The sequence below is a fragment of the Rhodoferax sp. LB1P47 genome (assembly GCF_056521445.1).
Genome location: NZ_JBWMAU010000026.1, coordinates 19,244 through 37,937 on the forward strand (window position 1 = coordinate 19,244; position 18,694 = coordinate 37,937).

Below are 18,694 nucleotides of genomic sequence, written 5' to 3' on the forward strand. Positions count from 1 at the left end.
ACGCCAACGGCGAGAATGCTTTTCCATGACCCACCGCCCTGCCCTAACTTTCACGTTATCACCCCCAGCGCTGGCCCAGCGCTTTGCCAGCGAGACGCTGCGCTTTACCGCCACGCACCCGCGTTCCATCGCCCTGGCGGCCCAGGCGGCGCAGCACTTTTTGTTTGGCGTGCCGCTGCACTGGATGCGCGACTGGCCCAGCCCGGCAACTTTGTGCGTGCAGCAAGCCCAGGGCGCACACCTCACCTGTGCCGACGGCCACGTCTACCGCGACTTCTGCCTGGGCGACACCGGCGCCATGTTTGGCCACAGCCCGGCCCCGGTGGCGCAGGCCATCGCCCAGCAGGCGGCGCGCGGGCTGACCAGCATGCTGCCCTCAGACCAAACCGCCGAGGTGGGCGCGCTGCTGGCCGCCACCTTTGGCCTGCCGCAGTGGCAAATGGCGCTGACCGCCAGCGATGCCAACCGCTTCGTGCTGCGCTGGGCGCGGGCCGTCACGCAGCGGCCCCAATTGCTGGTGTTTGATGGCTGCTACCACGGCGCGGTGGACGACACCCTGGTCGATCTGCAAGCGGGTGCCACCGTGGCCCGCCCCTCGGTGCTGGGCAACGTACACAACCACGCCGCCTTCACCCGCATCGTGCCGTTCAACGACCTGGCCGCGCTGGAAGCCGCCCTGGCCGACCGCCAAGTGGCCTGCCTGCTGGCCGAGCCCGCGCTGACCAATTGCGGCCTGGTGCTGCCTGACCCCGATTTTTGGACTGCCGCCCAGGCCCTGTGCCAGCGCTATGGCACGCTGCTGGCGCTGGACGAAACCCATACCTTGTCTACCGGCTGCGGCGGCTACGCCCGGGTGCATGGCCTGGCCCCCGACCTGCTGGTCATCGGCAAGGCCGTGGCGGGCGGCCTGCCCTGCGCGGTGTACGGCTTTACCAACGCGCTGGCCCAGCGCATGGCTGCCGCCAAACAGGCCGCACCCGAGGGCCACAGCGGCATCGGCACCACCCTGGCGGGCAACGCGCTGACCATCGCCGCCCTGCACGCCGCCCTGACCCATCTGCACACACCCGCCACCTACGCCCCCATGCTGGCGCTAGCCGACACGCTGGCCCAAGGTTTGCGTGGTTGCATTGCCGCACACGGTATGGACTGGAGCGTGACCCAGCTCGGAGCCCGCATGGAGCTGCACTACGCCGCCCAGCCGCCCCGCAACGCCGCCGACGTACACGCCGCCAGCCAGCCCGCGCTGGATGCGCTGCTGCACCTCTTCATGCTGAACCGGGGTGTACTGCTCACGCCCTTCCACACCATGCTGCTGGTGTCGCCCGCCACCAGCGCCGACGATGTGCAGCAGCTGTTAGACGGATTTGCGGCATTTTTGGATACCTAATTTCTTAAGCTTTTTAGGCCTCTAGCGCATATAGAACCTGCACTAGCAGCTATCAAATTAATACAAATATGTTCACACCCTCCCCCTTGACCGCCCGCCTGTGCCTGGCTGCCAGCATGGCCTTGGTCGGCATTTACGTCGGCTTGTCCAAACCACTGGTGGCGGCCTTGCCGGTGTTTTTGCTGGCCTGGCTGCGCTTTGGCATGGCCGCCATTGCCATGTTGCCGTGGCTGAAAAAGCCCGCCTCCGAAGGCCCCATGTCCACGCACACCCGCTGGCTGGTGTTTTTGGAATCGTTTCTGGGCAACTTTCTGTTTTCTATCTGCATGCTGTATGGCGTGAGCATGACCAGCGCGGTGTCGGCCGGGGTGATCCTGGCGGCCATACCGGCCACGGTGGCACTGCTGAGCTGGTTGTTTTTGCGCGAACGCATCGGCCTGCGGGTGTGGGCGGCGGTGGCCTGCGGGGTGCTGGGCATCGCTTTGTTAGCACTATCAAAATCAGAGCACGTTGCGCAGGTACTAACTGCGTCAGAGGCCGATTTGGCTTCAAAAAACCAGCTCTGGGGCAACCTGCTGGTGCTGGGCGCGGTGCTGTGCGAGGCGGCGTACGCGGTGATCGGCAAAAAGCTCACCGGCACGCTGGGGCCCAAACGCATCAGCGCCCTGATCAACCTGTGGGGGCTGGTGCTGGTGACCCCGATGGGCGCGTATGTGGCGCTGTCGTTTCCGTTTGCCAGCGTACAGCCCGGCACCTGGCTGCTGCTGGTGTTCTACGCGATGGCCGCCAGCGTGGGCACGGTGTGGCTGTGGATGACCGGCCTGCGCGTGGTGCCCGCTGCCCAGGCCGGTGTGTACTGCGTGATGCTGCCCATCTGCACCGCGCTGACCGGCGTGCTGGTGCTGGGCGAAACCCTGGGGTCGGTGCAAATGCTGGCCTTGGGCGTGGCACTGCTGGGGGTGGTGCTAGCGACGCTGCCCGAGCGCACGCAGCCCCGCCGCTAACACCACCCGCCCGTCCCCTCCAGCGCTGGCGACAACTGCGCCGCACCCCACCGCAACGCCATAGCCGCCGGGCGACGCAGCACCTGCTGCACCTGCATGCGCAGCAGCCGCTGAGCACCGGCGTAGCGGGCCAACTCGGGGCCCTCCCAAACGATTTCGGAACGCACCGCAACGTGCAGCAGGTCGCCGCAGTCAAAGTCGATAAACAGCAGACCCGCCTGCGGCTGCAGCAACAGATTGCCCAGGGTGTTGAAGAAGGCGTTGCCGACCAGGTCGGGCACGGTCAGCCACTGCGGGCCTGCGGCATCCCCGTCCACGCGCACAAAACCGGGTTTAGCGCCCCGGTGCGACACGTCTACACCATGGGATGCGCTGGGGCTCTTCCCTGCCTCGGGGTGGGCGCTGGCGATGAAGAAGGTATCGGCCAACTTCACCAGGCGCAGGGCGGCGGCATCCAGCTGCGTGCCCAAAATGGCTGGGGCCGGTGCGCTCGTAGGCTGGGCGAACACCGGCTCACGGGCCTGGATGTACTTGGGGCAGTTGCCAAAGCTCTGCTCCACCGCCAAGCCGAATCCGCTGCCGTCCAGCGCCGTCACCCTGCCGTTTACGCGGTTGCGCCGCCGGGTATGTGGCTCAATGCCCAGCATGCCGATGGATGCGCCCTCGGCCAGATTAGCCGCCAGCGGATCGGATGCGGCAGGCAGGGCCTGCACCCGCAGCCGGGCGGCATCGGGCGAGCGGATGAAGCCCGGCGGCTGGGCCAGCACCGAGGCCCAGGGCTGGCCCAGCCCGTCCACGCTGCCCAGCACCACAAAGGGCAGTTGGGCAAAGAAGTCGCGGTGCTGCTCGGGCATAGCACTGCGGACCACGCGCGGGCCCACTTCGGCCATGCGCTGGGCCACCCCTGCGCGCTGCTGTAGGGCCACTTCTCCCGCGTGGAAGGTGGCCGTCACGCCTGCAACCCGATGCGGCTGCGCACCATGGGCACAAAGCCCGGCAGAGCCTCGATGCGGGCCAGCCAGGCGCGTACCTGCGGGTACGGCTCCAACGGAACATAGCCCTCGGGCGCATGGGCGGTGTAGCTGTAGTTGGCAATGTCGGCAATGGTCGGACGGCTGCCCACCAGGTAATCGGACTGCTCCAGATGGGCGTCCATCACGCCGAACAGCTGGGTGGCGCGCAAGGTGGCTTCGCGGGGGTCGGTGGGCTGCTGGAACAACTGGATCACCCGCGCTACCGCCGGGCCAAAGGCCAACGGTCCGACCGCCACCGACAGCCAGCGCTGCACCTGCGCTGCCGCCACCGGTTCGGTGGGCAGCCACCCGCCGGGCGCGGCATAGCGGCTGGCCAGGTAGACCAGGATGGCGTTGGAGTCGGCCAACGTCACATCGCCGTCCTGCAGCACCGGCACCTGGCCAAAGGCATTCAGGGCCAGAAACGCCGGGTCTTTGTGGGCTCCGGCCAGCAGGTCGATATCGACCAGTTCGCAGGGCAGGTCTAGCAGCGACAGCATGAGTTGCACGCGGTGGGAGTGGCCTGAGACGGCATGGCGGTAGAGCTGGATGGGCATGGTGTTCTTTCTAAAAGTTGGCAGAGAGGTGCATTGTGTTTAATCCACCCAAAGAGATAAATGGCTTAAAACGCATTTAACTACTCCATATAACGGACTAATATCCGAGGCATGGACAAACTCAAAGCCATGCAGACCTTTGTGCAGATTGCCGACCAAGGTAGTCTGACCGCCGCCGCGCTGGCGCTAGAGGCGTCCCTGCCCGCCGTGGTGCGCGCGTTGGCGGCGCTGGAGGCAGACCTGGGCGTGCGCCTGTTCCACCGCACCACCCGGCGCATCTCGCTCACCGAGGAAGGCCGCCGCCACCTAGACAGTTGCCGCCAGGTACTGGCCACTTTGCAAGAAGCCGAGGCCGCCCTGAAGGCCGATGCCCGCGAACCCGCAGGCCAACTGACCATCACCGCGCCGGTGCAGTTCGGCCAGATGCACGTGGCCCCGGCCGTGACCCGCTTTGTGCAGCGCTACCCGCAAATGCGCTGCAGCGTGCTGCTGTACGACCGGGTGGTGAACTTGCTGGAAGAAGGCATTGACGTGGGCATCCGCATCGGCCCACTGGAAGACTCAATGCTGGTGGCGCACACCCTGGGCCATATCCGCCGCGTGGTGGTGGCCAGCCCCGGCTATCTGGCGCGCGCCGGGATGCCCCAACACCCCAAAGACCTGCTGCATGCCAACTGCGTGCGCCGCACTGGCAACAACCCCGGCTGGGGGCCGTTTATTGACAAGGGCGACAAAGGCGACAAGGGCCGCCCGTTCAGCATCCACGTCAGCGGCAACCTGGATTTCAACCAGATCGCCCCCGCCGTGGAAGCCTGCGTGGCGGGCGTGGGCGTGGGCATGTTTTTGTCGTACCAGGTGGCACCCTACCTGGCGGACCAGCGGCTGCAGATCCTGCTGGAGGACTTCGAGTCGCCGCCCCGCCCGCTGAGCCTGGTGTTACCGCACGCCCGGCTGCTGCCCACCCGTACCCGGGTCTTCATCGACTGGATGCGCGAGGCGCTACAGGGGTTCAGGGCCCCCGATAGTTTTCAGAAGAAATAGGCCGCTAACGCATATATCACCTACGCAGGCGGCTATTTTTTAGATAGCACACACCTAGACCAGCGCTTTCGCCCCCACCACCATGCCGTCCTCATCCGCATACAGCCATTCGCCCGGCATCACCCAGGTGCCCTGGATGTGTACCGCCACATTGCTCTGGCCCTGGTTGCGCTTCTCGGTGGGCATGGGCATGGCGGCCAGGGCACGGATGCCGACTTGCAGCGCGGCCAGTTCGGCCACGTCGCGCACACAGCCGTCGATCACCACCCCGGCCCAGCCATTGGCATAGGCGGCCGCACCCAGGTTGCCGCCCAGCAAAGCCCGGCGCAGCGAACCGCCGCCGCCCACCACCAGCACCCGGCCCATGCCAGGGGTGTCCAGTGCGGCCTTGACGAGAGAGTTGTCTTCAAAACACTGCACGTTGAACACCGGGCCGCTGAATTTGTTAACGCCGCCAAAGTCGCGGAATGCCGGGGCCAGCACGCGGAACGCGCCTGTGAGGTCGTTTTTATGCGCATCGCACAGGTCGCAGGTGGAGAAAGTAGCGGTCATTGGGGGTTCGCCTTGGTAGTGGAAAAAATGGATTCCCGCCGGGCCGGTAGCCCCCGTGGGTTTTCACACGGGGCCCATAGCACGACGGAGGTCCAGGTGGGGCTGAGGATACAAAATTTGCGGCCCAACATGTCCAGATGGCGCACGTCCATCGCGGTGATTTCCAGCACCCAGCGGTCTTCGCCGGTGGTCTTACTGGGGGGCGAAGCTGCGCAAGCTGTGAAATCCGGTGTCTCAGAGGTAAATTACCAGTGAAAACACGGCTTTCAGATGCGAAAAAGTTGCGCTGCCTATGGGAAACCGGTTTTTTCTCCATTAGCATCATGGTCTGCCGGTGGAGACGACGTTTTTCGCTGGTGTGAACCTAACTCCAACAAGGACCAACCATCATGGCAACTGCAAAAAAAGCCCCAGCAAAAACTGCTGCTCCTGCAAAGAAAGCTGCTCCCGCAGCCAAGGCCCCTGCGGCCACCACCGTAGCCGCCAAAACCGCTGCACCCGCCAAGAAGGCTGTAGCCGCCGCTCCTGCGCGCGCCGTCAACGCCGCCTTCATGAAGGCCCTGACCCCCAGCAAAGAGCTGGCAGCGGTCGTCGGTGCTGCGCCTTTGGCCCGCACCGAAGTGGTCAAGCAGATCTGGGTCTACATCAAGAAGAACAACCTGCAAAACCCCAAGAACATGCGCAACATCTTGTCCGATGCCAAGCTCAAGGCCGTGTTCGGTAAAGACGAAGTCACGATGTTCGAGATGGCTGGCCTGATCGGCAAGCACCTGAAGTAATCGGCGTCAACGCCCCCCAAAAAAGCCGCAGTGATGCGGCTTTTTTTATGCACAAAAAAAGCCAGAACACACGCGGTGTTCTGGCTTTTTGGGGTGGCGGGTGCAGGGTACTTACGCCACCGACATCAGCCCACTACCGGCTTTTTGCCCGCCAGCATTTTTAGCACCCGGGGCAGCACCAGCACCGACAGCACCACGATCAAAAGTGTCAGCGACATCGGGCGTTCCAGGAAGATGGTCCATTTGCCTTCGCCGATCGACAGCGCGTTGCGCATCTGCGCCTCGGCCAGCGGGCCCAGGATCATGCCGACCACCACGGGGGCGGTGGGGAAGTCGTAGCGGCGCATCACCACGCCCAGCAGGCCAATGCCGTACAGCAGCACCAGGTCAAACGCGCTCTGGCGCATGCCGTACACGCCCACCGTGGCAAATATCAAGATGCCTGCGTACAGGTGGGGCTTGGGGATCTTCAGCAGCTTGACCCACAGGCCGACCAGCGGCAGGTTCAGCACCAGCAGCATCACGTTGCCGATATAGAGCGAAGCAATTAGCGCCCAGACCAGGTTGGCGTTGGTGTCAAACAACTGCGGGCCGGGCTGGATGCCGTAGTTCTGGAACGCGCCCAGCAAAATCGCCGCCGTGTTGGAGGTGGGTATGCCCAGCGTGAGCAGCGGGATCAGCGTGGCGGTGATGGCGGCGTTGTTGGCAGCTTCGGGGCCCGCCACACCTTCAATCGCGCCGATGGTGCCGAATTCTTCTTTGTTTTTAGAAAGCTTTTTCTCGACCGCGTAGCTTAGAAAGGTCGGGATCTCGCTGCCGCCCGCCGGAATGGTGCCGAACGGAAAGCCAATGAAGGTGGCGCGCAGCCAGGCGGGCCAGGAGCGCTTCCACTCGGATGGGGTCATGTGGACCTTGCTCATGTGGTTTTGCGTCTCGACGGTTTTGCCCTCGTACATCACGTTGTACAAGGCTTCACTCACCGCAAACAGGCCCACGGCGATCAGCACCACCTCCAGCCCGTCCAGCAGCTCGGGCACGCCAGCGGTGTAGCGGGCCACGCCGGTGAGCTGGTCTAGCCCCACGAGGCCCATCGCCAGGCCGATGAACAGCGAGGTCAAACCGCGCAGCGTGCTTTTGCCCAGCACCGCACTCACGGTGGTAAAGGCCAGCAGCATCAGCATGAAGTATTCGGGCGGGCCTAAGCGGATGGCGTAGGTGGCCACCAGCGGCGCAAACAGCGTCACCAGTACGGTGGCGATGGTGCCGGCCACAAACGAGCCGATGGCGGCGGTGGCCAGCGCGGCACCCGCACGGCCATTTTTGGCCATCTTGTTGCCCTCCATCGCGGTGACCATAGAACCAGATTCGCCCGGCGTGTTGAGCAAAATGGAGGTGGTCGAGCCGCCGTACATCGCGCCGTAGTAAATGCCCGCAAAGAAGATCATCGAGGCCGTAGCCTCCACCTTGACGGTAATCGGCAGCAGCATCGCCACGGCCGTGGCCGGGCCAATGCCGGGCAGCACGCCAATGGCGGTGCCCAGGGTGCAACCCACCAGCGCCCACAGCAGGTTCACCGGCGTACCCGCCGTGATGAAGCCCTGCAATAAATTGTTCCAAAGATCCATTACAACCATCCCGTCGTTGTCAGGCCGGGCAAATTGATGGCCAGCAGCTTGGTAAACATCCAGTACACCGGGGCCGCAATGGCAAAGCCGATGCCTGCATCTTTGGCCCAGGAACCCAGCGACTTGTCGGTACGCCCTTCGGCCGATTTAAAGCCGCGTACGGCCAGCACAAACAGCAGGGTGCAGCTCAAAATAAATCCGATGCTGGTGATGAGCGCGGCGTTGGCCAAAATGCCCACCGACACCCAGACGAAGGCGACCCAGTCGGCCCGCTCTCCGCCCGAAGCTTCGTCCATGAACCGGAAGCCGCCGGTGCGCGACTCCCATGCCAACCACGCGCCAAACACGATCAGCGCAATCGACACCACCCAGGGCAGAAAATTGGGGCCCACGCCGGAGTAACCGGCATCGGACTTGATGTCCCAAGCCCCCAGGGCCATAGTCACACCCAAGACCAGTGTGCCCAAACCGATCAAGGTCTGGGAGGTTTGCATAGTCAGTTTCATGTAATTTCCTCACACCCCCAGGCTACAGTGCTGTGCACTTTCCGCCAACCCCCTTGCAGGGGGCAACACCAGCAGCCGGGCATTGCCAGTTCTGCGGTGTTTCTGGCGACTAGCCGTTCTGACTGAAAAATAGAGGGTGGTCGTTTAGGTTTGAGAAGATAAGCCCGGGTTAAACCATGCCCGACTTGACCATGGTGGCGCGCAGGCTGGCGAAGTCGTCATCGACAAACTTCTCGAACTCGGCACCAGTCATCAGGGCCGGGGTCCAGTTGTTTTTCTCGATGGCGTCAGTCCAGGCTTTGGACTTGGTGGCCTTGACGATCAGATCGATCAGTGCCTTGCGCTGCTCGGGAGTGATGCCGCCCGCGCCGTACACGCCGCGCCAGTTGCCGATTTCGACGTTGATGCCCTGCTCTTTCAGCGTGGGGATGTCCACGCCCTTCAGGCGTGCGCCCGAGGTCATGGCCAGCGCGCGCATCTTGCCGGTCTTGATGTACTCGGAAAACTCGCTCAAGCCGCTGCCGCCCACCGTGACGTTGCCGCCCAAAATGGCCGCCGTCGCCTCACCGCCGCCCCGGAAGGCCACGTAGTTGATCTTGGACGGGTCTACACCGGCATCGCGGGCAATCATGGCCGCTGCAATGTGCTCTGTGGAGCCGCGCGAACCGCCGCCCCACTTGATGCTGCCGGGGTCTTTCTTGAGCTGCTCAACCACTTCCTTCATGTTCTTGTAAGGCGAGTTGGCGGGCAGCACGAACACGTTGTATTCGGTGGTCAAACGGGCCAGCGGGGTGGCTTGGTTCAAGCCCACCGGTGGCTTGCCGGTGATGATGCCGCCCAGCATGACTGCACCCATCACCATCATGGCGTTCGGGTCAGCCTTACTGCCGTTGACAAACTGGGCCAGGCCCAGCGCACCCGCAGCACCGCCTTTGTTCTCAAAGCTGACCGAGTCGGCCGCCTGCGCATCCGTCAGGGCCTTGCCCAGGGCACGGCCCGTGGTGTCCCAACCGCCACCGGGGTTGGCCGGAATCATCATTTTGATATTGGCCGCCGCACGGGCAGCAAAAGGCAGGGTTCCAGCAGCAGCCAGCACAGCCAAGGACTTCAAAAAAGCATCACGACGCATCGTAGTCTCCTGATAAATGGACGAACCTGTTGATCATGCACGGCAAATCTGTCAGTTTGCCGTCGGAACTTATTAGGGGAAATGCTAGGTCCGGGTTCGCGTTCTAATGACTGCCTTATGCGATTACTCCTTGTTGAAGACGATACCGCCATGCAAACCACGCTGGTGCGGGCCCTGGGTCGGCGCAATATGCGCATCCAGGCCTGCGGCGATGGCATTGAGGCCCTGGCCCTGTGGCTGGCCACCCCGCCCGACGTGGTGCTGCTGGACCTGAGCCTGCCCGGCATGGACGGCCTGCAGGTGCTGGCGGCCGCCCGCAAAGCCGGCATGCGCACCCCCGTACTCATCCTCACCGCGCGCGGCACCGTGGGCGACAAGGTGCTGGGCCTGAACGCCGGGGCCGACGACTACCTGCCCAAGCCGTTTGACCTGGAAGAGCTGGAAGCCCGCCTGCGCGCCCTGGCCCGGCGCAGCGCCGACACCGCTGGAGAATTTGAAGACAAATCAGCCCCCAGCGCAATTACCGTGGGCGCATTGCGCTATGAAAAAGAGAGTGGCGCGGTGTACCACCACAACCAGCCTATGGAACTCAGCCCGCGCGAGCTGGCCCTGCTGCGCCCCCTGCTGGCCCAGCCCGGCCACGCCGTCACCAAAGAGCGGCTGTTTGAGCTGGTGTTTCCCGGCGCGCAAGAGGTGCAATTCGAGGCGATTGAAGTGATTGCCTACCGGCTGCGCAAAAAGCTGGCCACCACCGGCGTGCGCTTGATGACGCTGCGCGGCCTGGGTTATTTGCTCAAGGTAGAGGCGTAATGGGCCTGATAAGCCCGGTGAGCCAGGTCCGTTCGCTGCGCCGCACCCTGCTGCTGGGCATCCTGCTGCCGGTCATTGCCGTGGTGGTGCTGAACACCGTCAGCCTGTACCAGCAGGCGCTGGCCGCCGTCACCACCGCCTACGACCGCACCCTGCTGGCCTCGGCCAAATCCATTGGCGAGCAACTGGATGTAGACGGCTATGACGAAGCCGCCGTGCTGCACGCCACCGTGCCCTACTCGGCGCTGGAAGCCTTTGAGGCCGACAACAAAAGCAACATCTATTACCGCGTCTCCAGCCTGCAAGGCGAAATGGTGTCGGGCTACGCGGTGCTACCGTTTTGGCGCGGCGCGATTCCGGCTAAACCGGCTTACGCCGCCTTGGTCGACTTTTACGACGACCACGTCAATGGTGAGGCGGTGCGCGTCGCCGTGCTGCTGCAACCCGTGGCCACTGACGACGGGCGTGGCATGGCCGTGGTGCAGGTGGCCGAAACTCTGGAACTGCGCCAGGGCCTGGCGCGGCAAATTCTGCTTGACACTCTGTGGCGGCAGGCCGCGCTGGTGGCCTTCATCGCCCTGGTGGTCGTGGTGGTGGTGCAGCGCGCCACCCGCCCGGTGCGCCGCTTAAGCCTTGCCCTGCAAGCCCGCCCGGAAAACGACCTGACCCCCATCGCGGCCCCCGACGCACCGCGCGAGCTGCGCCCCCTGGTAGATGCCACCAACCACGTGATGACCCGCCTGCAGCACCTGCTGGACCACCAGAAGCGCTTTGTGCGCGACACCGCCCACCAGCTGCGCACCCCGCTGGCGGTGCTGAAAATCCAGGTCCAGTCGGCCCTGCGCAATGACGTGGAGCCGCGCCAGGCGCTGCTGGAAATCAACGCCACCGTGGACCGCGCCGCCATACTGGCCAACCAGATGCTGGCTCTGGCCAAGGTGGAGCAACTGCGCCAGCAGGCCAACGCCGAGGTGCTGGACTGGTCAGCGGTGCTGCGCGGCGTGGCGCTGGACCTGTCGCCCCTGCTGGCCGACAAAGACATCGACTTCGCCATCCACACCACCCCGACCCCGGTGCTGGGCCACGACTGGATGCTGCGCGAACTGGCCCGCAACCTGCTGCACAACGCCATCAAGCAAACCCCCGTGGGCAGCGCGCTGCATATTGACCTGGTGGCCGACGGCCCGCAAGCCTACCTGTGCATCGCCGACAGCGGCCCCGGCATCAGTGCCGAACTGGCCCAGCGCCTGTACCAGCCGTTTTCTGCCGGCGACGTGCGGCACGGCTCCGGCATGGGCCTGGCGATTTGCCATGAGATCGTGCAGGCCCTGGGCGGCAGCATTGCGCTGGTGAACCGGGTGCAGCAGGGTGTGCACCAGGGCCTGGATGCCACCGTGCGCCTGCCTTTGGCTCAAAATATCTAGCTATGGACAAACTACGCATCGACAAATGGCTTTGGGCGGCCCGTTTTTACAAAACCCGCAGCCTGGCCACCGAAGAGGTCAACAAAGGCCGGGTGCAAATTGCGGGCCAAAACGTCAAACCCGCCCGAGAGGTCAAACCCGGCGACCTGCTCACTCTGCGCCAGGGCCCGGTGCTGCGCACCATCGAAGTGGTGGGCATCAGCCAGGCCCGGGGCCCGGCCCCGGTGGCGCAAGCGCTGTACACCGAAACGCCAGACAGCCAGCAAGCCCGCCTAGCGGCCGCCGAGCTGCGCCGCATCGCCCCCGAACCCGCCCACAGTCTGGACCACGGCCGCCCCACCAAGCGCCAGCGGCGAGATTTAGACCAGGCGGGCAACGGCTGGGGCGACCGCTGGAGCGCGTCGGTGGACGATTAGCCCACAGGGCTTACGCAAGCCCCTCTGTGCGCCCGACGGGCGACACAGAGGGCGCTGCGTAGGCCCTCATGCATCTACTCCAGCCGAATCCCCCGCGCCGCAATCAGCCCGCGCATCAAGCCCATCTCGTCCTGCACCCGGCCCTTCAGCCCTTCGGGTGCGCTGCCCACGGCCTGCCAGCCCTGGTGGAACAGCTTGGCGCGGACCTCGGGGTCGCGGTAGATGCGGGCAATTTCAGCTGCCAGCCGGGTCTGCGCGGCCTGGGACAAACGGGCCGGGCCGACCAGCGCGGTCCAGACCTCCAGGTTCACACCGCGCACCCCGGACTCGGCCAGCGAGGGCACATCCGGCACCAACGCGCTGCGGCCACCGGCCAAGCCAATCGCCCGCAGCTTGCCCGCCTTGACCTGCGGCATGGCCAGGCCGGGCGGGATCAGCGCCATCTGGATCTGCCCACCCAGCAGCGCCGAGACGGCCTGCGGATTGGCCTGGAACGGAATGTGTACCGGAGCCATGCCGGGCACCTTGGACACCAGCCACTCCATGCCCAGATGCGCCACCGTGCCGGTGCCGGGCGAGCCGTAGTTCCAACTGCCCGCGCCCTTGCGCGCCGCATCAAAAAACGCTGTCCCGGCGGGCAAATTTGCCGGAGCCACCAGCACCAGCGGAGCGGTGGTCAGCAGCGACAGGTAGGTGAAGTCTTTGGCCGGGTCGAACGGCAGCTGCGGATAAAGCATCTTGGCCGAGGTCAGGTTGCCGTTGATGACCACGCCCAGCGTATGGTCGTCCGTGGCCTTGGCTACCGCGTCGGCGGCGATGTTGCCGGAGGCCCCGGGCTTGTTCTCCACGATCACCGGTTGGCCCAGGGTTTTGCCCAGGGCATCGGCCAGGGCGCGGGCCGAAATGTCGGGCGACGAACCACCCGCAAAGCCCACCACGATGCGCACCGGCTTGGTGGGCCAGGCGGGTTGGGCCAATACAGGGGCCGCCAGCCAAGCCAAAGTCAACAGGGTCAGGGTGCGTGTGTGCATGCGGTGTGCGCCTTTTTGAAAAACTGGATTCTCGCCCGTCCAATACCCCCAAGCCCCGCAGCAGAACCCAACGCCCCCACCCAGGCCGCACCGGGCGGCTGCTACGCTGGCACACCACGGCAGACCATTGCTATATTTTCAATAGCCACTTGCGCATACAGAACATGCGCTAGAGCCTCTTTTTATATAAATTCCCATGATTCCCTTCTCAGTACTCGACCTGGCCCCCATCGTCGAAGGCGGCACCGCTGCCGATGCCTTTCGCAACACCCTGGACCTGGCGCAGCACGCCGAAACTTGGGGCTACCAGCGTTACTGGCTGGCCGAGCACCACGGCATGCGCGGTATCGCCAGTGCGGCCACTGCGGTGGTGATCGGCCATGTGGCAGCAGGCACGCGCAGCATCCGCGTGGGGGCCGGGGGCGTGATGCTGCCCAACCATTCGCCGCTGGTGATTGCCGAGCAATTTGGCACGCTGGAGTCGCTGTTTCCGGGCCGTATCGACCTGGGCCTGGGCCGTGCGCCCGGCTCCGACCAGGCCACGGCACGGGCGCTGCGCCGCGACATGCAGACCGATGCCCAGCAGTTTCCGCAAGATGTGCTGGAGTTGCAGCACTACTTTGCCCCGGCAGAACCCGGCCAGACCCTGCGCGCCGTGCCGGGCGCGGGGTTGGAGGTGCCGCTGTGGATTTTGGGCTCCAGCACCTTTGGCGCGCAGCTGGCGGCCGAGCTGGGCCTGCCCTACGCCTTTGCCTCGCACTTTGCGCCCGGCGAAATGATGGCCGCCATCGCCATCTACCGCGCCCGCTTCAAACCCTCGAAGCAGTTGGCCAAACCCTATGTGATGCTGGGTGTCAACGTGTTTGCGGCAGAGTCGGATGCGGCCGGGCAGTTTTTGTTCAGCTCCTTGCAGCAGGCGTTTGTGAACCTGCGCAGCGGCCGCCCATCGCTGCTGCAACCGCCAGTAGACGGCTTTGCCGAGCGCTTGCACCCTGCGGACCGGGCGATGATCGACACCGCCTTGTCTTGCGCGGCGGTAGGTTCGCCCGACACGGTGCGCCGGGCCTTGCAGGCGTTTATTGAAAAAACCGGGGCCGATGAGTTGATGCTGACATCGCAAATTTTCGACCACGCCGCGCGGCTGCGCTCCTACGAGATCACACAAGACTTACGCAAGAGCGCAGCGTAAGTCTTATCACGACCCAGCTGTCTGCTGGGTAAGCGGCGCGTTGGTTTCCACCCAGGCGCTGGGTTCGGGCATCTTGGGCATATCGGCCCCCGCCCAATCGAAGCGGCGCAGGCAGTGCTTGCCTTCTTGTTTGCCGACGTACATGCCGGCATCGGCCAGCTTGAGCAGAACTTTGGGGTCTACGCCGTCGAGGGGTGCCAGGGCGTAGCCAATCGTCAGGCCGACATCGCAGCGCACACGGTCGAGTTCAAACGGCACCCGAAACGCCTCCAGCAGCTTATGGCCCAAATCCTCGGCTTGCTGGGTGGCGTGCAGGCCGCTGGCCAAAATGACAAACTCGTCACCGCCCATGCGCGCCACCACATCGCTGCTACGCACCAGGGTTTGCAGCCGGGTCGCTACGGCCGTGAGCAAAACGTCCCCCACATCGTGGCCATACCGGTCATTGATGGGCTTGAAGCCGTCCAGGTCCAGCACATACACGGCCAGCATTTTGTCGGGTGTGCAGTGCTGCAAAGCCAGGGCCAGCGCCCCGTGGATGCCGCGCCGGTTGGGCAGCCCGGTGAGCGGGTCGGTGTGCGCCAGCGAATGCATGGCGTCGCGCTCTTGGTTGGCACGCACCGCCGCCCGCTGTACCGCACTGGCGCGCAGGCTGAGCATCCGCATCAACAGCATGGTGTCGAGCAGCGTGGCCAGTTGTACCGAGTGCTGGGTCCAAAAATTCAGCGCCACCCGGCCAAAGATGACCCCGCTCATGGTGGCCGCCGCCGCAAAGTACAGCAGCGCCCCCAGCAAAATATAGAGGCCCATCGAGTTGCCTTGCCGCACCTGTCGAACCGCCCCCGGCAAAGCCGACAGGCTAGGGGCCAAGCCCAGTACGCCAATGAGCACGCTGGCCGTGCGGGTGCTGATGCCGTCCAGCGCAAACACCAGGGCCACGATGCCCGTCAAAACGGCACCGGTTTTCATCCAGCGGCTAAACCACCGGTTACCGCCCGGCCCGGCCAGCACATGCTCAAAAAACAAAAAGAAACCACAGCTGGACAGCAGCGCAGACAGCGGGGCCATGTGCAGCTCCATCCAATGGTTGCCGGGCCAAACATATTGCGCGCCAATGCCAAACTGCAACAAGGAAAACAGCAGCCCGCCCAACACGATCAGGGCATATTTCAGAAAGATGGCATCCCGCAACCCCAGCCAGTGCGACAGGCTGTAGACCAGCAGGCAGATGGACAGCCCGAGCATCAGCCCTTGCAGCATTTGTTCGCGCAGCGCAGCCGCCAAAAACCGCTCTGGTGTACTCAGGGTCATGGGCAGCGCCATAGCGCCGCTGGTCTCGATCCGCAGCAGCAACTGGTAGCTCTGGCCCGGCTCCAGCTGCAAGAGCATGGCATGCGAACGCGCGGCCCGCAGATGCCCGGGGTCCATGTGCAGGTTGCCCATTAGCGCTTGTTGCACCACCTCGCCCTGCTGTACCAGGTAGACATCAATCCGGTTCAGCACCGGGTAATCAATGTCCAGCACCCACTGCGCATCGGCCGATGCCGCCAGGCTGAACGGCACCCGCAGCCAGACCGGCTCCGGGCGCAGGCCCAGCGTGGACGGGGCACCCTGGGGCGGTTCAAACTGGGCGGTCTCGGCCAGGATGCGCCCTATGCCGCGCTGGCGCTCTGGATCCGGCAAGATGCTGACGGCCGGCCACAGGTCTACGCGGTCCTTGTCCACCCCCACCCCCACCACCAGCGGCGCAGCCGTACCCAGCAAGGGCCCGACCAGCAACCCGCCCACCAGCATCCAGCGCAACCAGACAGTCAGGCAAGAAAACCAACGGCGAAATAGTGGCAGTGCGACAAGGTACATGGGCAGGTGCCGAAGACTTACACCGGGCCGGATGGCGTGCGCCAGCGCGGGCCGGGGATCGGGCGTGGCCTGTTGGGCCCGGCCTTCGGCCTGGAAACGTCCAGATCGGCATTGCCTTGCCACTGGCCCAGCAGGCCGTTGACCTGCGCAATGCGCTGCCACTGCCCGGCATGGGCCAACATGCGCTCGGCAGAACTGGCGGTTTCGGGCACTGGCGGCCACACGCCCACGATGTTGGCAATGGTGGCATCGGCCAAAGGATCGGCCTGGTAGAGAGCGGTATCAGGGTGCAAATCGTGCGTCCGGCAAGGCCAATCTAAGTTGTCAGACCATTCTAGTGGCGGCTTACAAGCCTCCATACAAAAGCCGTACACACTTAGAACTGGGCGTATTCAACGCAAGGGCCGCAGCAAATCCGTCAGGCCGTTATGGTCGATCTCGTGCATCAGCGCCAGCAGGCGGCCGATATCGGTTTTAGGAAAGCCCTCGCGGGCAAACCAGTTGAGGTAATTGCCAGGCAAATCGGCAATCAGCGTGCCCTGGTGTTTGCCGAAAGGCATGGCCACGGTAACGAGGCGTTGAAGTTGGTCTGAATCCATAGCGGACGACTTTACACTGGCGATTTTGGGTGCCCAGTTGCCAAGTTCCATGCAAAAAACCCACACACCCCTGGCCTGGGGCATCATCGGCTGCGGCAATGTCACCGAGCTCAAAAGCGGCCCGGCTTTCAACAAAGTGGCGGGCTCCCGGCTGGTGGCGGTCATGCGCCGCAACGCCGCGCTGGCCCAGTCCTACGCCGAGCGCCACGGCGTGCCCCGCTGGTACACCGATGCCGACGCACTGATTAACGACCCGCAAGTCAACGCCGTCTACATCGCCACCCCGCCCGACAGCCACCACGCCTACGCCTTGAAAGTAGCCGCTGCGGGCAAGGTCTGCTGCGTAGAAAAACCAATGGCCCTGAACCACCGCGAATGCCTGGAAATGACCGCTGCCTTCGCAGCCGCCGGGCAGCCGCTGTTCGTCGCCTACTACCGCCGCTCCCTGCCCCGCTTTGCGCAAGTCAAACAGTGGCTGGACGATGCTGCGATTGGCGCGGTACGGCACATCCACTGGTCGTTTGCCCGCGCACCCAACGCCGCCGACCAGGCCCTAACCGCCCACTGGCGCACCGACCCTGCGGTGGCAGGCGGCGGCTACTTTGAAGATTTAGCCAGCCACGGGTTGGATTTAATGCTGCACCTACTCGGCGACATCACCACCGCCCACGGCATCGCCCGCAACCAGCAAGGCCTGTACGCAGCAGCAGATGCCGTCACCGGTGTGTGGCAATTCGCCAGCGGAGCCACCGGCTCGGGCTACTGGAACTTCGGTGCGGCACAGGCGCAGGACGAGGTCGTCATCCACGGCAGCACGGGCGAAATCCGCTTCTCGGTCTTCGGCGAGCAGCCGGTGCAACTGCGCAATGCCGAAGGCCCCCAAAGCCTCGCCATCGCCCACCCCGAAAACATCCAGTTCTGCCACATCGACAACATGCAAAAGCACATCGACGGGCACAGCCAGCACCCCTCCACTGGGCATACCGCCCAGCGAACCACCTGGGTGATGGAGCAGATACTGGCCCCACAACCGGGTGTTGCGTAAGTCCTAAAAAGATAGCTGTCATCGCAGGTGAGATATGCGCTGAAGCACTTTTCGCATAAATCTTAGCCCGTATAACTCCCGCCCCTCCTGGGGACGCAAACAAGGCCGTAGTGGGCGCCCCATCGCGCCTAGGGCGCGAGAGGCCCCCACCCCGGCCCTCCCCCGGTGGGGGAGGGAGAAATACCGGTGGTGCACCATGGTGCGGGTAAATATTTACTGCCTTGCTCCTTCCCCCGCCGGGGGAAGGCTGGGATGGGGGCACTCGCGCCCTAGGCGCGATGGGGCGCAAGCCCCCGACCCCGCTCCCCGGGGTCCCCCTCTAGATGCGCCGAGGAGCACAGCTTTGGGCGGAAAAGGGCTGGCGTTGTCTGAGCGCAGCGAGTTTAGCCAGACCCCGCCCAAAGCGCGCACCGCAGGTTCCCGCAGCGCCAGCGAAGGGCGCAGGTAGTGGGGGCAGCCTTTCTTTTGGTGACTTTTCTTTGGCTGCGCAAAGAAAAGTTACTGCCCTGCCGGGGGCACGTCCCGGCCAGCGGCATCGGCGGCATGAACAGCTTCAAAAACGAGAGCAACCGCAAGGCAAGCTGCAAGGTATTGCTGCTATATATAGGGCTCTCTTCCGTTTCGGGTGGCACACCACTACCCCCACTCAGATCATGGACGAATCCTTGCTTTTTGAAGCGGATTGGGCGGTAAGTGAGAAAGCTTGCCAGCAATCAAGAAGGCC

The 18,694-nt window shown here is 64.3% G+C and carries 19 protein-coding genes; 9 read left to right on the forward strand and 10 right to left on the reverse strand.

The features are described from left to right. Window positions 1-25 precede the first annotated feature (25 nt). Together AC0969_RS18825 and AC0969_RS18830 are read left to right on the forward strand one after the other, a co-directional pair. A complete protein-coding gene (locus tag AC0969_RS18825) occupies window positions 26-1,390 on the forward strand; it encodes a transaminase (RefSeq protein ID WP_479625683.1) in 1,365 nt (454 codons plus the stop codon). Window positions 1,391-1,458: 68 nt separating this feature from the next. Further along, the gene (locus tag AC0969_RS18830; protein WP_479625684.1) at window positions 1,459-2,394 is read left to right on the forward strand and encodes a DMT family transporter; all 936 of its coding nucleotides are present in this window, start codon (window positions 1,459-1,461) and stop codon (window positions 2,392-2,394) included. On the opposite strand, the gene AC0969_RS18835 is transcribed toward AC0969_RS18830, so the two are convergent. Then, a complete protein-coding gene (locus AC0969_RS18835) occupies window positions 2,391-3,347 on the reverse strand; it encodes a pyridoxamine 5'-phosphate oxidase family protein (RefSeq protein WP_479625685.1) in 957 nt (318 codons plus the stop codon). The two genes, AC0969_RS18830 and AC0969_RS18835, sit on opposite strands and share 4 nt — an antisense overlap. Then, a complete protein-coding gene (locus AC0969_RS18840) occupies window positions 3,344-3,964 on the reverse strand; it encodes a glutathione S-transferase family protein (RefSeq protein WP_479625686.1) in 621 nt (206 codons plus the stop codon). The genes AC0969_RS18835 and AC0969_RS18840 overlap by 4 nt, the downstream gene beginning before the upstream one ends. A 111-nt stretch (window positions 3,965-4,075) precedes the next feature. Here AC0969_RS18840 and AC0969_RS18845 point away from each other — a divergent pair, with 111 nt between their 5' ends. Continuing rightward, entirely contained in the window at window positions 4,076-5,005 is a 930-nt protein-coding gene (locus AC0969_RS18845; RefSeq protein WP_479625687.1) for a LysR family transcriptional regulator, read from the forward strand. Between the two features lie 54 nt (window positions 5,006-5,059). Here the strand turns inward: AC0969_RS18845 and rraA are convergent, their stop codons facing one another. Next, on the reverse strand, window positions 5,060-5,557 hold the full coding sequence (rraA, locus tag AC0969_RS18850; RefSeq protein WP_479625688.1) for a ribonuclease E activity regulator RraA: 498 nt from the start codon (window positions 5,555-5,557) through the stop codon (window positions 5,060-5,062). A 389-nt stretch (window positions 5,558-5,946) separates the two neighbouring features. Between rraA and AC0969_RS18855 the strand changes: the two genes are divergently transcribed. Continuing rightward, window positions 5,947-6,336: an SWIB/MDM2 domain-containing protein gene (locus AC0969_RS18855; protein WP_479625689.1), complete on the forward strand. Its 390-nt coding sequence runs from the start codon at window positions 5,947-5,949 to the stop codon at window positions 6,334-6,336. 125 nt (window positions 6,337-6,461) lie between these two features. Here the strand turns inward: AC0969_RS18855 and AC0969_RS18860 are convergent, their stop codons facing one another. From AC0969_RS18860 to AC0969_RS18870, 3 genes are all read right to left on the reverse strand, one after another. Then, window positions 6,462-7,961, reverse strand: coding sequence for a tripartite tricarboxylate transporter permease (locus AC0969_RS18860; RefSeq protein ID WP_479625690.1), 1,500 nt, complete (start codon window positions 7,959-7,961; stop codon window positions 6,462-6,464). Then, complete coding sequence (locus tag AC0969_RS18865) at window positions 7,961-8,467, reverse strand: tripartite tricarboxylate transporter TctB family protein (protein WP_479625691.1); 507 nt, start codon at window positions 8,465-8,467, stop codon at window positions 7,961-7,963. The genes AC0969_RS18860 and AC0969_RS18865 overlap by 1 nt, the downstream gene beginning before the upstream one ends. A 169-nt stretch (window positions 8,468-8,636) precedes the next feature. Then, the gene (locus AC0969_RS18870) at window positions 8,637-9,596 is read right to left on the reverse strand and encodes a Bug family tripartite tricarboxylate transporter substrate binding protein (RefSeq protein ID WP_479625692.1); all 960 of its coding nucleotides are present in this window, start codon (window positions 9,594-9,596) and stop codon (window positions 8,637-8,639) included. 117 nt (window positions 9,597-9,713) lie between these two features. On the opposite strand from AC0969_RS18870, the gene AC0969_RS18875 reads away from it, so the two are divergent. Genes AC0969_RS18875 through AC0969_RS18885 form a run of 3 tightly spaced genes read left to right on the forward strand, consistent with a single transcriptional unit; the run spans window position 9,714 to window position 12,246 of the window. Continuing rightward, window positions 9,714-10,406, forward strand: a complete 693-nt coding sequence (locus AC0969_RS18875) for a response regulator (RefSeq protein WP_479625693.1) — start codon at window positions 9,714-9,716, stop codon at window positions 10,404-10,406. Continuing rightward, a complete protein-coding gene (locus AC0969_RS18880; RefSeq protein ID WP_479625694.1) occupies window positions 10,406-11,830 on the forward strand; it encodes a sensor histidine kinase in 1,425 nt (474 codons plus the stop codon). The genes AC0969_RS18875 and AC0969_RS18880 overlap by 1 nt, the downstream gene beginning before the upstream one ends. 2 nt (window positions 11,831-11,832) lie before the next feature. After that, complete coding sequence (locus AC0969_RS18885; RefSeq protein ID WP_479625695.1) at window positions 11,833-12,246, forward strand: RNA-binding S4 domain-containing protein; 414 nt, start codon at window positions 11,833-11,835, stop codon at window positions 12,244-12,246. Window positions 12,247-12,320: 74 nt separating this feature from the next. On the opposite strand, the gene AC0969_RS18890 is transcribed toward AC0969_RS18885, so the two are convergent. After that, window positions 12,321-13,277 (reverse strand): Bug family tripartite tricarboxylate transporter substrate binding protein, encoded by a 957-nt coding sequence (locus AC0969_RS18890; protein ID WP_479625696.1) that lies wholly within the window; start codon window positions 13,275-13,277, stop codon window positions 12,321-12,323. Window positions 13,278-13,473: 196 nt separating this feature from the next. Between AC0969_RS18890 and AC0969_RS18895 the strand changes: the two genes are divergently transcribed. After that, window positions 13,474-14,466 (forward strand): LLM class flavin-dependent oxidoreductase, encoded by a 993-nt coding sequence (locus AC0969_RS18895; protein WP_479625697.1) that lies wholly within the window; start codon window positions 13,474-13,476, stop codon window positions 14,464-14,466. Window positions 14,467-14,472: 6 nt separating this feature from the next. Here AC0969_RS18895 and AC0969_RS18900 read toward each other — a convergent pair whose 3' ends face one another. The 3 genes from AC0969_RS18900 to AC0969_RS18910 form a co-directional block, all read right to left on the reverse strand. Next, complete coding sequence (locus AC0969_RS18900; protein ID WP_479625698.1) at window positions 14,473-16,326, reverse strand: diguanylate cyclase domain-containing protein; 1,854 nt, start codon at window positions 16,324-16,326, stop codon at window positions 14,473-14,475. Window positions 16,327-16,343: 17 nt separating this feature from the next. Next, complete coding sequence (locus tag AC0969_RS18905) at window positions 16,344-16,619, reverse strand: hypothetical protein (RefSeq protein ID WP_479625699.1); 276 nt, start codon at window positions 16,617-16,619, stop codon at window positions 16,344-16,346. Between the two features lie 99 nt (window positions 16,620-16,718). Beyond that, the gene (locus AC0969_RS18910) at window positions 16,719-16,925 is read right to left on the reverse strand and encodes a DUF3820 family protein (protein ID WP_479625700.1); all 207 of its coding nucleotides are present in this window, start codon (window positions 16,923-16,925) and stop codon (window positions 16,719-16,721) included. A gap of 49 nt (window positions 16,926-16,974) precedes the next feature. Between AC0969_RS18910 and AC0969_RS18915 the strand changes: the two genes are divergently transcribed. Continuing rightward, complete coding sequence (locus AC0969_RS18915) at window positions 16,975-17,970, forward strand: Gfo/Idh/MocA family protein (RefSeq protein WP_479625701.1); 996 nt, start codon at window positions 16,975-16,977, stop codon at window positions 17,968-17,970. Window positions 17,971-18,694 lie beyond the last annotated feature (724 nt).

Bases quoted from the DNA above. Each gene is read 5' to 3' on its own strand.
- AC0969_RS18825 (WP_479625683.1), top strand. From the start codon at position 26: ATGACCCACCGCCCTGCCCTAACTTTCACGTTATCACCCCCAGCGCTG.
- AC0969_RS18830 (WP_479625684.1), top strand. From the start codon at position 1,459: ATGTTCACACCCTCCCCCTTGACCGCCCGCCTGTGCCTGGCTGCCAGC.
- AC0969_RS18840 (WP_479625686.1), bottom strand. From the start codon at position 3,964: ATGCCCATCCAGCTCTACCGCCATGCCGTCTCAGGCCACTCCCACCGC.
- AC0969_RS18845 (WP_479625687.1), top strand. From the start codon at position 4,076: ATGGACAAACTCAAAGCCATGCAGACCTTTGTGCAGATTGCCGACCAA.
- rraA (WP_479625688.1), bottom strand. From the start codon at position 5,557: ATGACCGCTACTTTCTCCACCTGCGACCTGTGCGATGCGCATAAAAAC.
- AC0969_RS18855 (WP_479625689.1), top strand. From the start codon at position 5,947: ATGGCAACTGCAAAAAAAGCCCCAGCAAAAACTGCTGCTCCTGCAAAG.
- AC0969_RS18860 (WP_479625690.1), bottom strand. From the start codon at position 7,961: ATGGATCTTTGGAACAATTTATTGCAGGGCTTCATCACGGCGGGTACG.
- AC0969_RS18865 (WP_479625691.1), bottom strand. From the start codon at position 8,467: ATGAAACTGACTATGCAAACCTCCCAGACCTTGATCGGTTTGGGCACA.
- AC0969_RS18870 (WP_479625692.1), bottom strand. From the start codon at position 9,596: ATGCGTCGTGATGCTTTTTTGAAGTCCTTGGCTGTGCTGGCTGCTGCT.
- AC0969_RS18875 (WP_479625693.1), top strand. From the start codon at position 9,714: ATGCGATTACTCCTTGTTGAAGACGATACCGCCATGCAAACCACGCTG.
- AC0969_RS18880 (WP_479625694.1), top strand. From the start codon at position 10,406: ATGGGCCTGATAAGCCCGGTGAGCCAGGTCCGTTCGCTGCGCCGCACC.
- AC0969_RS18885 (WP_479625695.1), top strand. From the start codon at position 11,833: ATGGACAAACTACGCATCGACAAATGGCTTTGGGCGGCCCGTTTTTAC.
- AC0969_RS18890 (WP_479625696.1), bottom strand. From the start codon at position 13,277: ATGCACACACGCACCCTGACCCTGTTGACTTTGGCTTGGCTGGCGGCC.
- AC0969_RS18895 (WP_479625697.1), top strand. From the start codon at position 13,474: ATGATTCCCTTCTCAGTACTCGACCTGGCCCCCATCGTCGAAGGCGGC.
- AC0969_RS18900 (WP_479625698.1), bottom strand. From the start codon at position 16,326: ATGTACCTTGTCGCACTGCCACTATTTCGCCGTTGGTTTTCTTGCCTG.
- AC0969_RS18910 (WP_479625700.1), bottom strand. From the start codon at position 16,925: ATGGATTCAGACCAACTTCAACGCCTCGTTACCGTGGCCATGCCTTTC.
- AC0969_RS18915 (WP_479625701.1), top strand. From the start codon at position 16,975: ATGCAAAAAACCCACACACCCCTGGCCTGGGGCATCATCGGCTGCGGC.